A 15,167-nucleotide genomic window follows, 5' to 3' on the forward strand; every position below is an offset into this window, starting at 1 on the left:
GTTTGCTGTAAGGTTCGCCCCTTATCGTATTCGTATCAGATGAAAAAACGAAGGAGTACTCTTTATGCAAACCCTCATAGAACCCCAGTCCGAGAAATTCCCACTTCAGATTATCAATAAAATGATCTCAGAGCGTATTGTTGGCCAACAGCGTCTTATCGAAAACATTCTGATTTGCCTGCTATCAGATGGACACATGTTGATCGAGGGGATGCCCGGGCTTGCTAAAACCACCGCCGCAAAAGCTGTCGCGGAAAGTCTGGATGCAAAATTTGGACGGGTCCAATTTACTCCGGATCTATTGCCTTCGGATTTGACAGGCAGCGAGATTTACTTGCACGAGCGAAGTCTATTCTCATTCCGCCCAGGGCCTTTATTTAACAATATTCTGCTTGCCGATGAAATAAATCGGGCTCCGGCGAAAGTGCAATCGGCCCTGCTTGAGGCGATGGAAGAAAAACAAGTTTCGGTGGGAAACAATCTTCATAAATTACCCGAGATTTTCATGGTCATCGCGACCCAAAATCCGATCGAACAAGAAGGAACTTATCAACTTCCGGAAGCACAGATGGACCGCTTTTTAATGAAGGTTTATGTAGATTACCCGAATTCTCGAGATGAAATGACGATATTGAAACGAGCTGAAGCCAATCATTTTGAGAAAGCTCCGCTATCTTTGAAAACATCTAGCGAAGAAATTTTGGCGGCCCGACGTGCGGCTCAAGAAGTTTATTTAAGTGATGCCGTTCGTGAATACATGGTCGCTCTAGTGGCAGCAACACGAATGCCACAAAAATATGATGCTGATTTAAAACGATGGATCGAGCACGGGGCTTCGCCACGTGCGACGCTTTCTTTGTTGAAGGCTTCTAAAGCTTTAGCCTATTTGCGCGGTCACGATTATGTGACGCCTGAGCATGTTCAGATTGTGGCGCCTGAAATTTTGGGTCATCGGATTTATCCGTCTTATGAAAGCGAAGCGAATAACATCAGCCGAACGGATATTGTGAAACGCCTTATTCAACAGGTTGCGATTCCTTAGGGAGGATTTATGTTGTTGCCAGACTACAACGAACTCGTCGCTTTAGGACGACATGCAGATCCCGAAGGTTGGGGTTCAAGACGCAAAGTCATGTCGGAAATTCAAGGCGCCCATGTGTCGCTTTTTCAAGGGCGGGGGTTGGATTTTTCGGAATTTCGCGAGTACTCACCTGGCGATGATGTTCGTTCCATCGATTGGCGAGTCACAGCCCGCAAAGGCCGTCCCTACACAAAAATCTTTACCGAAGAACGAGAGCGTGCGGTTTACATCATCGTCGATTTAAACAGCTATATGCAGTTCGGCACAAGAAATACGTTCAAATCTGTTCAAGCTGCAAGAGCAGCAGCATTGCTAGCTTGGACGTCCCATCACCTGAATGATAAAACGGGAGCTCTTTTATTTGGACAGTGCTCTGAAGGAATTAAATTTCTTCCAGCGCGTCGATCAAGAAAATCTATTTGGGAAATGTTGCGATCATTGTGTCAGCCAGAAGATATTCACAGACGAGTTTCATTAAGTGAAGCGCTGGAAATCGCGGATAGATATCTTCCCATCGGAGCCAGTATTTTTGTCATCAGTGATTTCGTGGATCTGGGAGGTCATTTTGAAAAGAACATGGGATTGCTATCGCGCAGACGAGAGGTTTCGCTGGTCAAAGTGAATGACCCCGCCGACATGCACATGCCCGACGCGGGACGCATCCAGCTTTCAGATCATCAAGGACATAAGATGGAGGTTAACACCTCCGACCGTCGTGGATTGGAGTTGTACCAACAATTATGGCAACAGAGTGAGATGTTATTGGAAGATGTTGCCAAAAAATTTCGCCTTAAAACTTTGAGGATTAAAACAGATGGAAATGTTGCAGAAGATTTATCGCGGGAATTTCGTCAGTTGAAAAGGAATTCAAGATGAAAAGCGCATTAGGCTTACATGACATTCAAGGATTGGATTCTATCAGTTGGTGGCCACTGGCTCCAGGCTGGTGGATTTTGTTCGGGGTCATTATTGCTTTAGTGTTAGCGATGTCGGTCGTTCGTATTTTCAGAGCTCGCACAAAACGCCAGTGGCGTCACCAGGTTCTTAGTCAGCTCAGTCTGATGGCAGAGGGGCTTGGCAATGGTGATCTTCAGACCCAAGCTCGGGAACTTTCTGAACTTATGCGCCGCATGGCTATCTATCGCTTTTCCCGGGCCGAGTGCGCGCATTTGTTAGGGGATGCATGGCTAACTTGGCTTTCTGAAAAAGATCCCAAAAATATTGATTGGAAAAAGTTTTCGTTGGTGATGAGTGAGGTTCCATACATGGGACCTGAATCTGTCGACAAAAAAGTCGAGCTAGAGAATTTACGAGAAGCCATCGATGCGGCGAAAGGCTGGGTAAAATCATGCTAAACTTTCAATGGCCATGGCTTATTATTTTGCTACCAGTGCCTTTTCTGATTCGCTATATGTGGCCGGTCAAAAAGAGCGAAGCTCCGGCAGCTCCTGAAGTTTATTTTCCTCATTTGGAAACAGTTCAAAATACTTTTGGTAAGTTGTCGCGATCTAGTCAGACTCCTCGGAAATTTTGGTTTTGGATTTTATTTGGGATTTGGACTTTTTCGGTGCTTGCTCTGATGGGACCACAGAAGGTGGATAAGCTTTCGTCTATGCCGGGCGAAGGGCATGATCTTATGCTGGCTGTGGATCTTTCAGGCTCTATGCAATCGTTGGATTTTTCATCCTCTACAGAACAAGTCAGTCGCATTGATGGCGCTAAGAAAGTCGTAAAAGATTTTCTTAGTAAGCGCGTTGGGGATCGTGTGGGATTGATTTTGTTTGGTGGACAAGCCTATATGCAGGCACCGTTGACGTTAGATAGAGCCGCGGTTTCTAGAATGTTAGACAATGCTTTGCCCGGAATGGCAGGGGATGCCACTGCGATTGGCGATGCCATCGGTCTTGCCGTTAAAAATTTGCGCACACGTCCCGAAGCTTCTCGGGCGATTATTCTGCTAACAGATGGAGAAGACAACTCGAGTACATTGCCTCCTCTGCAAGCGGCGGAATTGGCAAAGCAATATGGAATAAAAATATATACCATCGTGATTGGTAAAGATGGACCGGTGCCATTTCCAGATGATCGTGGAGGATACGTCATGGTGGAATCTCACGTCGATACCACTTTGACCCGTGAAATTGCCGAAAAAACCGGAGGCCAATTTTACCGCGCCACAGATCCCGACATGTTGGCGAAGATTTACGATCAGATCGACTCGCTACAACGAAGTAAATCGGAACCATCTTTGGTTTTAGTGCGACAACCCTTGTTTCAATATCCTCTGGGAGTGGCTTTACTGTTGATCGTAATTTTCGGAGTCACCGCCGGCCTGAAAGGAGAGTCTTATGACTCAGTCCGGATTTAATTTTGAACATGTACAATGGCTTTGGGCTTTGGCTCTTGTTCCTTTGATATCTTTACTGTGGACCTATCGCAGTTCAAAAATAGGCAAGTGGGTGGGGCTTGAGCGTTTCGCCGATAAACATTTGCTTCCATTTCTTTTGCAGAATTCCCTCCGGGTCACATCTTCCTCCCGCAAAATGATTGCTGTGTGGTCCACCCTGTGGGGACTGGCCGTGTTAGCTTTGGCCGGTCCCCGCTGGGACTTCAGAGAAGTGCCAAGCTATAAAATGAACAAAAACTTGGTGATTCTATTAGATCTTTCCGATTCGATGAATGCGACAGATATTCAACCCTCTCGCTTGATACGCGCCAGGGAAAAAATCGAAGATATTTTAAATGAAAATCCTGATGTGAATATTGGTTTGATCGGGTTTGCCGCTGATGCTCATGTTATTACTCCTATTACAGAAGATAAAAACGCCATTCGTTATGTCTCAGGGGCCTTACAGACTGACATCGTGGCTGTCCAAGGAAGTCGTCTGTCGCCCGCGTTGAATTTGGCTGGCCAACTGCTGAGCGCTGCGAATGGAAAAGATAAAGCCATTCTGATCTTAAGTGATGGAGGATTTGAAGATCCATCTGCGACGGCATTGGCAAAAGATCTTGCTGCAAAAAACATTCGTGTGAGTGCTGTTGGTTTTGGAACCTTGCAGGGAGCTCCCGTTCCTACATCGAAAGGGGGCTTTGCCAAAAACGACAATGGTCCTGTGATTTCTAAATTGCAGCAAGGCTTGTTGGAACAAATCACGGCCTCAGGAAATGGCCGCTATTTTACAGCGCAAGAGGATGTCCGAGGTAACCAATTATTTAAAGAGGTGCTCAATGATAACGGCCCGCAGGCTTCGGGCAGGATCACAAAGGACTGGGAACCGCGCTATTATATTTTCTTGATTCCACTTCTTTTGTTCATGATTCCACTATTTAGATCTGCTTCGCGAGCAAGTCGAACGATGACAAATATTTTGCCTCTTGTTTTGTTGCTATTTATAGCTGTTCCGCAAGCCAAGGCTGGGGCTAACGGCTTATTTAAAAACTCTGAGATCGCAGGTAAAGAAGCTTTAGAGCATCAGGATTATGAGACAGCCGCGAAGAGCTTTCAAGATCCCTATCGTCGTGGCGTTGCACAGTTCCGTGCCGGTAAATTGCAAGACGCCGAAAAATCGTTTCGTCAGGCACAGCGTCCAGAAGTTGCTTTGTCGGCGAAATATAATTTAGGCAATACTTTGGCTGAAGAAGGTAAATATCAACAAGCGATTGATGCCTATAACGAAGTTTTGAAAACGAAACCTCAAGATCAACCCACTAAGGACAATCTTAAAATTGTTCAAGATCTATTGAAGAAACAACAACAGCAACAACAACAGCAGTCGCAACAGTCATCTTCGCAGTCGAAATCACAATCAGAGTCGCAGTCGCAGTCTAAATCACAGGCTCAGTCTCAACCGCAGCAAGGACAGTCGCAACAGCAAAGCTCTGGACAGCAGAACTCATCGCCACAAAAGGATGCGCAAAAAAATCAGAACCAAAATCAAAACCAGGCCGAGAATCATCAGGCGGGACAGAAATCTGAGAACGCTCAGAATAAGAAAGACAATCGGGTCGCTGGGAATCAGCAGCAACAAGAAGGTAAAGCTCAATCAAAAGAGGAACAACAGAATCAACAACAGCAAGAACTAGGGCAACAAAAAAAGCCCGAACAATCGCAAGAAAAAGAGCAAGGTCAAGAAGGGTCGAAACCGGAATCCTCGGTGCAAGCTAGGTACGGAGTGGATCAGCAAAAAGAAGCTAAGCGCAGTCAGAAAGATATCGATGCCGATCAGTGGCTGAATCGAATCTCCAATGATCCGCACAGCTTTTTAAAAAATCAGTTCATGATTGAATCAAGTCGTGCTCAGACAAGAAACGGAGATCAGCCATGGTAAAAGCAAAATACATATTACTTATAATGAGTGTCATTCCCGCAATTAGTTTTGCACAAAGTTTTTCCGTTAATGTTGATCGAGATAAAGTGGGACTGGGCGAGCCCTTGAATGCTAATTTTGTTTTAACCGATACGAGTGCGTCGAGCAGCCCTGATTTTTCGGCATTGAATCAGAATTTTCAAATTATTGGTCAGCAGCAGTCCTCGAATATCCAAATCATTAATGGCAATACATCATCGAGCACCAGTTGGAATCTCACGTTAGTGCCAAGATCAACTGGGGCTGTGGATGTGCCATCAGTGACAATCCAAACCAAATCGGGCGTTTTAAAAACAGAACCGGTGCATGTCACAATTCAAGATCGCCCCGTTGGTACGACGACCTCGCAGGCAAATGCTCAGGTCGGTACGATGAGTGTTCAGACAGCCGATATAAATCCTTACAAGGGCCAACGAATTCTCGTCAACTTTCAGTTGGCGGGAGCCCGTTCTTTACGAAATATTCAGCTAGGTGATTTTAGCGTGAAGGATGCTATCGTTGAACGTCATGGCGAACCTCGCGTTGTCAATAAGACCATCAATGGTCGCTCTCAACAGGTGGTTGAGGTCTCGTACCTTGTGACACCGCTGAAGGACGGCGAGATGACTCTTCCATCTCTTGTGGTTAGGGCTGAAGCTCCTTCACGTCGTAATAAAAATCAAGCAGTTGACCAGGACAATCCATTCGCTCAGATGGAGCAAATGATGGATAACTTTGCGAATGACGATTTCTTTGGCGGGTTTGCTTCCATGCAACCGGTGCTTATTAGCAGTCGTCCTTTGACTTTAAAGGTGCGCCCGGCTGTTCAAGGTATGGATCCTTGGTTGCCAACTTCAGATCTGAAGTTATCGGAAACTTGGAGTGGACAGGCAAAAGTAGGGGAGCCTCTGACTCGAGTGATTACTACTGAGGTCGCAGATCTGTCATCTACTCAGTTGCCTAGTTTTTCTGAGCAGATGAAATCGGTTGAAGATTATAAAGTATATGCAGATCATCCAGTGACTTCAGAAAAGTCTTTCCCAGGTGGAGTCGCGAGCATTAAGAAAGAAACTTTAACTATTATTCCACAAGCCTCTGGTTCTTTGCGTTTTCCTGCGCTTAAGTTGGAATGGTGGGATACGAAAAATCATGTACGCAGAATCGCCACTTTGCCCGAACGAACAGTTCAAGTTGCACCAGGAATAGGTGGTGGTGTGGCGCTAAATCAAAATCATGTAGCGCAAAAAAATCTTGTGAACACTGCAACCGAAAATCATACAGCTCCGGTATCATCACCCATGGCGCCGACCTTTGCTGGATCTCGATGGAACACATTGTTTATGATTGGTGCGGGTTTGCTTTTGTTGGCCCTAAGCTTAGCGATAGTATATTTCATTCGAAGAAAACAAAAAACGCCGCAGACCCGAGAGGTTAAAGTCGAGAGAAAATCCGTTGATGTACGGCAATTGAAACAGGCTCAATCATGTCGAGAGGTTTTGATCTTCTTGCAAAGTTATGCAGAAGCTCAGTGGGGTTTAGAGCGCCAAGCGCCATTAAGTCGAATATTCTCGAGAGCGGCAGATTTCCGAAAAGATTTTGATAAAGATTTAGCGACCAATATCACCCGCCGAATTGAAGGGGAGCTTTACGCAGGCCAAAGAGCGGATCTTGAAATGATAAAAAAAGATGTCGAGAAGTTAATAATGTCGAAACATCAAAGGCAGGCAACTCAAAAAGCTCCCAAGGAGTCACTGCCTGAATTGAATCCTGAATAGACCAACATCTTTGATTTAGTGTGTATCGGCTAGAGATGATGATGATAAGCTTGCTCCCAGGTCTTCTATGGACTTGATCAGATCTGGGCCGATTTGCGGGCCCAACTTGTCATAGACATCTCGACTTTCCTTGATCAGAGCGTTACGTTCTTTTTCAGTTGGCTTAGTAACAGTGTAACCAGAGTTAATTAGCCATTGTCGCGCGTTCTGATCAAGCTCTATAGATGCTTCCCGTTCAAGAAGGGCAAGACGTTGAGCTTCTTCCTTTAAAAGAGTTTGAAGATCTTTGGGAAGTGATTGAAAGAATTTTTCATTTACGACTATGCTAGTTAAAAATAGGCTATGGTTTGTTTCCCAGACATAGTCCATTTTCCCCCGCAAGATTCCAACTTTGTTATAGACACGGGTAAAGTGACTTAGATGATCTTCTGTAATGTCGATGTCGTTGTTCTTAAAGAAATCCAACTGAGAGAAATATTCAGGATGATCATTGGTCATCACAGGCCGCATCTTAAATGCAAGATCTGTATATAAATGTGTAAGCGCTGGATTTTGAGACAAAGTCTCGGAAGGGTCTGCCTTTGGACCATAAAACTGCATTCTTAATCCGACCAGATCCGAGGCTTTAGAAAGACGCTTATTCGATACGAAAACTCTGTATCCACCACTATAAGTAAAGGCTAAAGAGCGCACAACATGACCGGAGGCTTCAAGAAAATGACTTCTAATTCGGTCGCCGATCTCGCCGTCGAAAACCTTTGCCGCGTGTTCGTGAGATTTAAATAAGAATGGCAAGTCGAAAACTTGAAATTGAGGATCAAAAAGGGAAAGATGAGTAGAGCTAATCTGACTAATTTGCGCCTCATTAGTTCCGATCATTCTGATCGCGTCACGAAAGTTATTGCCATCTTTGATGAAAGAATTTTTTGGAAATACCAAATCTAGATGAAGTTGTCCGTGAGATCTCTCTTCCAGACGATGAGCAAACTCTTGGGCCTGTTGTATAAGATGGGGGCTCTCTGGAGTGTGGGCTACAAACCAGCTTGCCTTGTAGACTTTGGCTGTCTTTTCCTTTGTTTTGATAAGCACTGCTGTCGCGCCAAGACTTGCACCCAAGATCAATCCAAGAAATAGGCTACCCCTCTTCATGCAATTCTCCTAAAAAAGAAATACCGGATTACTTAATCTTAAGCTCACATTTGACGAACACAATAGGATGACACGATTTAGTGTTTCCCAAATTGCAGTTGTGGGAACGGAAGATCAGGAGAAATAATAGAGACAGGCAGGCTTGATTTTTTAATCTAGAGAGGAAATGGGAAAGAATTGAATCGAGATCTGATAGACGGACTTCTTTTTTCCCTTTTCTAAATCTACTGCAAATTTTCTTCGAAAAGTGCGAATCATCTTTCGCGCTTTTTCCAGATCCTCGGGATTCATTGCGATGGTCATAAAACTAAAGTCGCGTTGTGTGACATCGACTTTAAACAACTTATTTTTAGCAAGTTCCAGAGCGCTGTGATGGGCCTCTTGGACAACTTTGCTTGGAACATTGCTGTGACCTGCAGAGGCAACGGTGTGAGTTGGCCTCCATAGAACGTCTTTCCATTCGATGAAATTCACCGCGAGCATGATCTCAATTAGAGATTCAATCTCGGTATAGGACATACTTAATTTTTGAGAAATCGCTTTCATCTGATCTAATGGATTCGAGTTTAATTGGGCCATTGTTGCATAGTCATCAGTTTGAAGAAAACACATCAACGCGTAGGGCTTCCAGTCCGTAAGTTTAGAAGTTTGCTCGGCGGTAAATACTTTTCGATACGCCGATGGCTCCTCAAAGTCTTTCTCTGCTTCCAGTTGTAGCTTAAGCGAAATACCTTCGTCTGAGGAAACTTTGAGGGCCCGACAAAACTTCTCTAGATGCTTGCTGGTAAGATTTCTTTTTCCGGCAAGCAGTTCAGAGACTCGTCCCGGTGGCATTCCCATTTTTGCGGCTATGGATCTAAGTGAAATCCGGGGGTTGCGGTTTTTTTTTTCTTCAAGCAACTGCTTTAGACGGACATGAGTTTTCATGGTCGGCTTCTTAGCTTGTTTTTCGAATTGAAGTCATCGGAATTCGTAGTCAGTCTTTTTGCAAAATGTCCCAAACTACGATCGGAACACATGTGGAATATCTGGGCTGAGCTTTTAGTTGATATGAATCTTTGAGCAAGTCATAGATGTAAGTCTTCAGGGGAGTTTATGAAGATTCTAAACGGATTTCTGGTATTTCTTGTAGTTACGTTCAGTGGAATCTACGGCTGGTGTGGATACGAAATGGGGAACGGCGGTCATGCCATATCTTGCGCGTCGCAAACAAAGCTTTTGGATTTGTTTGAGGGCGCCAACTTGTACATTGCTTTTCCCGAGGTGATGGATCCTTTTGCACGAGCAAACGCCATCTTTGATGCCTGGAGCGGCATTGATCCAACAAGAATCGAGAAATGGAAGGCTGACCTTGTTGATTTAAAAAAGCACACGACATGGACCAAGAAAGGTGAGTATCTGATTCTTGTTGCAGATGAAGGGCCCACAGTTTTGCCAGTGGGATGCACGATTCGTCAGGCGGCGGTTCAAGCGCGAGACCCCATCACAGACATCTATGGTTATAACTTTGATTCTGAAATTTGGGCTCAGTTTGACAATGATTCAAGAACAGCGCTCTTAGTTCACGAGATTCTATATAAGGATCTTTTAAGTGTTCTTCCGTCAGCACAGTCGTATTTAATTCGTTCCTTCGTGCGATTTATTCTTTCAGCAAATCGGGTGGATGTTTCTTTGGGTCAGTATCTTCGGATTCTTAAAAATATCGGATATCCATTCTATGTTGCAGATGGATGGTATGTGGATCTGAGAAAGTCCTATATCACGAATAAGGACGCTCTTACGAAAGCCACAGTTTTTTATAAATGGGGTGATGAATGTGGTTGGTCATGGAGTGACAATCAAGATATGGGGATTGTTCAATTGTTCTCGAATTGCGATGATACTCCACCAGCGGTGTCACTCCAATTGAATCGCTATGAGCTGAAATTTAATGCGAGTTACATCGAGCTCAGTGAAGGTAAAATAAGTTATTTGAATTCAAATGAGCATGGGAATTTCAAAATCTTTAGTGATCACAATGTCATTTTGGGGTTGTATTCTCCGATGGTAAAATCATACTCGGCCGTTATTGGTCCCTCAGACATAAAAGTAGATATAACCCCGAGCACTTCAGATAGAGGATGTGGAGACGTTATGATGGGACCTTGGGGCTTTTTTGCAACCTGTGCCAATAAAAGCAGTCAAATGTCTCATGATAACTTGGAACTGATATTTAGATATTAGGAAGAGGAACTAAAAAAAAGCATATCCTATTCGCAAGTAAATCAAATCACTGGTGACATCTGTTGAGCTGCTTGGTTTTACATACTCGATAGAGATTGGAACATAACGTTTTAGTTTTGTACCGATATCTAATCCGATATCCAAGGCGTAAGCAGAGTCACCGTAGAAATTGGAAGTATCCACGGCGCTGGAGCTGGCGTTTGTGGCATAACGATAGTAATACCCGGCACCTAGCCAAGCTCGGTAGTTTTCAAACGTTGTTTGATATTTCAACATCAACTCGCCCGAGATAAAATCCAAGTTGGCGTTGCAACTTTGACTAGTCCTGCCGTTACAAGCGTAAAGACTTGAGTTTCCATTCAAACGAATTTGATCATAGCTAACGGCCGCGCGAAGTCCTAAAGTTGGAGTGAACAAATAATCGTAATAGCCATAAACGTTCAAGCTGATTCCGCTCATTTGTACAGTGTCTATTTCGCCAAAGCTGTCTTTTACTCGAGCATTCATGCGGCCATAGGACAAGCCTCCCATTATGCCGAAAGAATTTTTATCTGATCGCAAATAGTCAGAAGGCCTTAATGTAATAGGAGGCGGGGTGCTTGTCGGTCCCTCTAGTCGTAGACCTTCGATATCTTGAGAAGTTAGAACAGTATCTTTTTCTAATTTTGTCAGGGGCGTATCTAAAAATGCAGAACCCCAGATGATATTTAAAAGGGCTTTTTTGCCTTTCACCTTGCTAACTTCAAGAATGCCAATTTTATTTCCGTCATTGTCAGTTGAATAATATCGATCTCCAACCTCAGGGGCTGTTTCAAATTCCGCGATGGCACTTTTGCGGGAAGTTTTTGTAATTAACGGATTCGCCCAGGTGCTGCTGCAAGCCAGAAGAATGAGGGTATTAAAAAGGATTTTAAACATGGTTAACGTCCTACACATCTAATGGCATGATTGCCAGTGCGAGCACCCACACTGGTTGCGCCATAGTTGCTATCAAAGAACCATGCTTCAGACCGATCCGTAGAATAAATTGTGGCGGCCCATTCTCCAGAGCCCACGCCGCCGTCGGGCATGACGAAACGAATGCCATCGACCTCGGCTTGCTTATAGTCATAAATAGTTGGGAGGCGCCATGCGACCACTGGTGTTGAGGTTAGGCTTAAACCGGTTTTGCCAGCGATATCGATATTCGCGTCAGTCGATGAAAATCCTGTTCCTTCATAGCACGCACTGATAGCACTTCCAGCTGTGTTTTGATAAGTGCTGTTGTTGCATACGTTAGATGGGTCTGTATCCGCATAAGTATTTCCGGCGATAGAGTGGCTGCCGGCTCCTTTGCACCAGTTCAAGGTGGTAGAAACCAGAGAGCTCCAAAGAAGACCTGTGCGTGTATCTAGCCAGACCTCGCGGCCTTTACTTGAACTCACGCTGCCAGTGCGAGTGACGAGTTTCCAAAGGGCTTGACCGGCATTGCCCTTGTCCGTTCCATCCCAACTCGCTGTCGATGCAAACACCGCGACGCAATCGGCGATGCGGGCATCTATTGTTGTTTGAGTTGTGCCACATGTTGAAATGCCCCACGTCGAGCGATCCACTTTAGAAACATTTCCCCCTGTGAATCCGTCGTCATCGACGTTGATGGTTGGAATGGCTCTATAATTAGTGGGTAACGTGTTTGTACCTGAGTACGTCGTAGTTTCATCAGAAAGAGTGATTTGAGTTGTGCCGTAAGTTCTGCTCATGGATGAACCTAGAAACTCATTTCCTTTTTGTGTGCCAAGAAGTCCAAAAAGCGTGACACCTTGTTTGATGTTTTTCGCAATGAATGCGGTGTCACTCATGGTTGCCGATGTTGTGCCGTCATACCATCCTTGAGGAATGGTGGCTGTCAGACTTCCATTGGCACCATTAACAGCAGCACCTAATGTGGATCTGCCTCCGTAGGCCGATGTATAGACGTATCGTGCTGATGAAGTGAAACAGTTGGTCGAATTTAAAGAGTTATCCGAGCAAGCAATATATTGTGGAGGAACTGCCACCGAACTTGATGTCATTGTAGAACTTTGATCGTCCTTACAACCCACAAGAGATGTCGCTAATGCAAAGATATAAAGTGGTATTTTGCAGTTGTTCATGAAGATCCCCCTCGTTGCGATTGCATTTGAAATCTTGTCGGGAGCACAAAATATTTTCTTAAGTCGAAATGAGACTGTGCCAACGATGTTGACGCATAAACAAAAAAATGTGATCCCATTTTCTATTGCGCGGGAACACTGTTGCATCTGATTGACCGTCTATGATGATTGGAATCAAATCATTAAGGGGAGTCAGCAAACAAGCTGTTTATTTCGTCGTTTCAGATATGTTCTATGAAGATATCACGATATTTTCAGCTTTGGATGATTATACAAAGGCGAATACCATGTACCTTCCGACAATTGAAAGTTGGCACATAGGACATCTACCTCTGAATAAGTTAGAGTGTATATATGTTGTGAACTTCAAAGATTAAGAGTTTTTAGCCCGTGACTTGGGGAGTTCTCTAAGAACCTCAGTCAGCCATGACAACTCCAGTTCGAAAGATCTAATACAAAAAGAGACCATTAACTTCCCTGCCACAACCATTGAGTCGGATTCAGCTTCAAACTCTGATAACGTCTTTCTTTCTCGCGAGAGTTCCGATTCAAGAAAACGACGACGAGCTTCAATGATCTCTCGTGTTGTCGTTGCTGATAGATGTGTTGATAACGCCATCCACGTCACGAAAGGCGCTGGAGGTCGTTGAGTTGCCCATGCTCGGTCACTCAATGCTTCTTTCATCGCATCTTTACCTTTTGCATTGAGACGATATTTTTCGCGCTCGGGACCTAAAGGCTCTTCAGCGTCAGACGCTTCACCTATCATTTTTAGTTTGAGAAGTTTTTTGATTGAATAATAGACTTGTGGTCGAGATATAGGGGCCCAGTCTTTGGCATCCCTTCGCTCCAGTTCGGCGACGATCTTATAGCCGTGCATCGGCTCTTCAGCCAAAAGACTGATAACTGTAAGATCTGCCGCCGTCAGTTGTTCAGACTTTTTCATCGTAACGATTGCTTTCTTATTTTTGACCAATACCACCAGTTTTTCTTGTGTGCCTCAAGCTGCGGATTCTTTGCTTGCTCAATGGCCGCCCTGAACACGTCAATAACACAAGGATCGTGGCGTTTTTTGGTGATTCGACAAAGCTTATCGTACAGATCCGTGGAGTCCTTTCCTTTAAGAGCTTCGACAGACTCAATTCCAAGTAGTTTAAAGTCTTCGATTGCCGCAGGCCCTATAGAGCGCAAATCAGAGAGTTTGCGCGGAGCTAATGGTTTTTCTTGATCAGGTGCAATTTTTTTATTTGTGGTTGGCATCTAGTCTAAATTAGACTAGTTTTACTTTGAACGCAACACTTTTCACGGAGAATGTATGAAATACGGATATACGATATTATATGTGGATGATGTTCCTAAAACGGTTTCGTTTTACGAAAATGCTTTTGGTTTAAAGAAACTCTTTGTTCATGAGTCCAATGCTTACGCCGAAATGGAGACTGGAACTACGCGCTTGGCATTCACAGCAAAGTCACTAGCTCAAGAGAACGGACTTGATTTTGGACAACTAGGAAAACTCTCGTCGCCGCCGCCCTTTGAACTTGCACTCGTTTCTGAGGATGTCGACTCTTCTTTCGAAATGGCCATCGCCCATGGTGCCGCTGAGTTGAAAAAGCCAGTACAAAAACCATGGGGACAGCGAGTAGGCTACGTGCGGGACTGCAATGGATTCCTCGTCGAGATTTGCTCTCCACTCGAATAGCTGAAAAAAGACCCTCTAAATACACGTTGACTAAAAAAGAACTGACAAAAATCGAGAACATCTGCTCTCGATTTTTATTTGAGCAGCTCGTTATGAAGCGGGATGAAGAAGCTTCGAGACTAGCGAAAATTGAGTCGGAAAGAACGAAGTGTTTCTAATCCACGATGAAAAGCTTGGCACCCGACTGAGTGGACGAGCGATGAGGTTCCGCATCGGAGGCTACCTGATAGCTCATTCCCGGACTCATCGTAAAGCTTCGACCGTCTTTCAGTTCGGTTACAAGCTCTCCCTCGAGAACAAGTAACACGTGGCCGCGTGAGCACCAATGATCTGCAATATAGCCTGGAGTGTATTCGACCATGCGCACTCGAATATTACCTATTTCCAGAGTTCTCCAAAGAGCCTTTCCCTTTTCACCACGATGTTCGGTTGAAGGAATTTTGCTCCAGTCAGTTGTCATAAAGGGAACATTTTGAATTGTCATAAAAACTCCAGGTGAGTTATTCAAATTCACTTTAGGCATGAAATCGTATCCCTGTCAGGACGGGGAGTACAACATAATGACTCAAAAAGTTCGACTGCCCCCGTTTAATGGTTGTTCCCAGTTAATGGTGGAATGCTAGGCGTTAGGACCTAAGAAAAAAGGGATCCAGTTAATTACACAATCTTCTTAAGATTTGGTTACGAAGCAAAATCTAAGAAAGCAGGTGTCATTAGTGGATCCCCAATGGAAATCTACGTCTAAATTCATTCTCTTGC

At 44.4% G+C, this 15,167-nt stretch carries 16 protein-coding genes; 9 read left to right on the plus strand and 7 right to left on the minus strand.

From position 1 onward, the window contains the following. The first annotated feature begins 64 nt into the window (after positions 1 to 64). From VF412_RS17305 to VF412_RS17330, 6 genes are read left to right on the plus strand one after another with little or no spacing between them, the layout of a single operon-like run. Positions 65 to 1,042, plus strand: a complete 978-nt coding sequence (locus VF412_RS17305; RefSeq protein ID WP_331340522.1) for a MoxR family ATPase — start codon at positions 65 to 67, stop codon at positions 1,040 to 1,042. Positions 1,043 to 1,051: 9 nt separating this feature from the next. Further along, positions 1,052 to 1,957 carry a DUF58 domain-containing protein gene (locus tag VF412_RS17310; RefSeq protein ID WP_331340523.1) on the plus strand — a complete coding sequence of 302 codons (906 nt, stop codon included), beginning with the start codon at positions 1,052 to 1,054 and terminating at the stop codon, positions 1,955 to 1,957. Further along, positions 1,954 to 2,436: a DUF4381 domain-containing protein gene (locus tag VF412_RS17315; protein WP_331340524.1), complete on the plus strand. Its 483-nt coding sequence runs from the start codon at positions 1,954 to 1,956 to the stop codon at positions 2,434 to 2,436. Before VF412_RS17310 ends, VF412_RS17315 begins: the two co-directional genes overlap by 4 nt. Continuing rightward, the gene (locus VF412_RS17320) at positions 2,430 to 3,449 is read left to right on the plus strand and encodes a VWA domain-containing protein (protein ID WP_331340525.1); all 1,020 of its coding nucleotides are present in this window, start codon (positions 2,430 to 2,432) and stop codon (positions 3,447 to 3,449) included. The genes VF412_RS17315 and VF412_RS17320 overlap by 7 nt, the downstream gene beginning before the upstream one ends. Beyond that, positions 3,430 to 5,409 carry a VWA domain-containing protein gene (locus VF412_RS17325; protein ID WP_331340526.1) on the plus strand — a complete coding sequence of 660 codons (1,980 nt, stop codon included), beginning with the start codon at positions 3,430 to 3,432 and terminating at the stop codon, positions 5,407 to 5,409. Before VF412_RS17320 ends, VF412_RS17325 begins: the two co-directional genes overlap by 20 nt. Continuing rightward, a complete protein-coding gene (locus tag VF412_RS17330; protein ID WP_331340527.1) occupies positions 5,403 to 7,202 on the plus strand; it encodes a BatD family protein in 1,800 nt (599 codons plus the stop codon). Before VF412_RS17325 ends, VF412_RS17330 begins: the two co-directional genes overlap by 7 nt. A 15-nt stretch (positions 7,203 to 7,217) precedes the next feature. Here VF412_RS17330 and VF412_RS17335 read toward each other — a convergent pair whose 3' ends face one another. Both VF412_RS17335 and VF412_RS17340 read right to left on the minus strand, forming a co-directional pair. Further along, the gene (locus tag VF412_RS17335; protein ID WP_331340528.1) at positions 7,218 to 8,351 is read right to left on the minus strand and encodes a TRAP transporter substrate-binding protein; all 1,134 of its coding nucleotides are present in this window, start codon (positions 8,349 to 8,351) and stop codon (positions 7,218 to 7,220) included. Between the two features lie 150 nt (positions 8,352 to 8,501). After that, complete coding sequence (locus VF412_RS17340; RefSeq protein WP_331340529.1) at positions 8,502 to 9,278, minus strand: TIGR02147 family protein; 777 nt, start codon at positions 9,276 to 9,278, stop codon at positions 8,502 to 8,504. A gap of 168 nt (positions 9,279 to 9,446) precedes the next feature. Between VF412_RS17340 and VF412_RS17345 the strand changes: the two genes are divergently transcribed. Further along, positions 9,447 to 10,574, plus strand: a complete 1,128-nt coding sequence (locus tag VF412_RS17345; RefSeq protein WP_331340530.1) for a hypothetical protein — start codon at positions 9,447 to 9,449, stop codon at positions 10,572 to 10,574. Positions 10,575 to 10,583: 9 nt separating this feature from the next. Here VF412_RS17345 and VF412_RS17350 read toward each other — a convergent pair whose 3' ends face one another. Together VF412_RS17350 and VF412_RS17355 are read right to left on the minus strand one after the other, a co-directional pair. Then, positions 10,584 to 11,492, minus strand: coding sequence for a hypothetical protein (locus VF412_RS17350; RefSeq protein WP_331340531.1), 909 nt, complete (start codon positions 11,490 to 11,492; stop codon positions 10,584 to 10,586). 2 nt (positions 11,493 to 11,494) lie between these two features. Beyond that, positions 11,495 to 12,706, minus strand: a complete 1,212-nt coding sequence (locus VF412_RS17355; protein ID WP_331340532.1) for a hypothetical protein — start codon at positions 12,704 to 12,706, stop codon at positions 11,495 to 11,497. 161 nt (positions 12,707 to 12,867) lie between these two features. On the opposite strand from VF412_RS17355, the gene VF412_RS17360 reads away from it, so the two are divergent. Continuing rightward, complete coding sequence (locus VF412_RS17360) at positions 12,868 to 13,083, plus strand: hypothetical protein (RefSeq protein ID WP_331340533.1); 216 nt, start codon at positions 12,868 to 12,870, stop codon at positions 13,081 to 13,083. Here the strand turns inward: VF412_RS17360 and VF412_RS17365 are convergent. Both VF412_RS17365 and VF412_RS17370 read right to left on the minus strand, forming a co-directional pair. Next, positions 13,080 to 13,652, minus strand: a complete 573-nt coding sequence (locus tag VF412_RS17365) for a PadR family transcriptional regulator (protein ID WP_331340534.1) — start codon at positions 13,650 to 13,652, stop codon at positions 13,080 to 13,082. The genes VF412_RS17360 and VF412_RS17365 overlap by 4 nt on opposite strands. Beyond that, on the minus strand, positions 13,649 to 13,966 hold the full coding sequence (locus VF412_RS17370; RefSeq protein WP_331340535.1) for a helix-hairpin-helix domain-containing protein: 318 nt from the start codon (positions 13,964 to 13,966) through the stop codon (positions 13,649 to 13,651). The genes VF412_RS17365 and VF412_RS17370 overlap by 4 nt, the downstream gene beginning before the upstream one ends. Before the next feature lie 55 nt (positions 13,967 to 14,021). Between VF412_RS17370 and VF412_RS17375 the strand changes: the two genes are divergently transcribed. Then, positions 14,022 to 14,408 carry a VOC family protein gene (locus VF412_RS17375; protein ID WP_331340536.1) on the plus strand — a complete coding sequence of 129 codons (387 nt, stop codon included), beginning with the start codon at positions 14,022 to 14,024 and terminating at the stop codon, positions 14,406 to 14,408. Between the two features lie 154 nt (positions 14,409 to 14,562). Here VF412_RS17375 and VF412_RS17380 read toward each other — a convergent pair whose 3' ends face one another. Then, complete coding sequence (locus VF412_RS17380; protein ID WP_331340537.1) at positions 14,563 to 14,892, minus strand: DHCW motif cupin fold protein; 330 nt, start codon at positions 14,890 to 14,892, stop codon at positions 14,563 to 14,565. Positions 14,893 to 15,167: the final 275 nt, after the last annotated feature.

The organism is Bdellovibrio sp., from assembly GCF_036384735.1.
Lineage (GTDB): Bacteria > Bdellovibrionota > Bdellovibrionia > Bdellovibrionales > Bdellovibrionaceae > Bdellovibrio.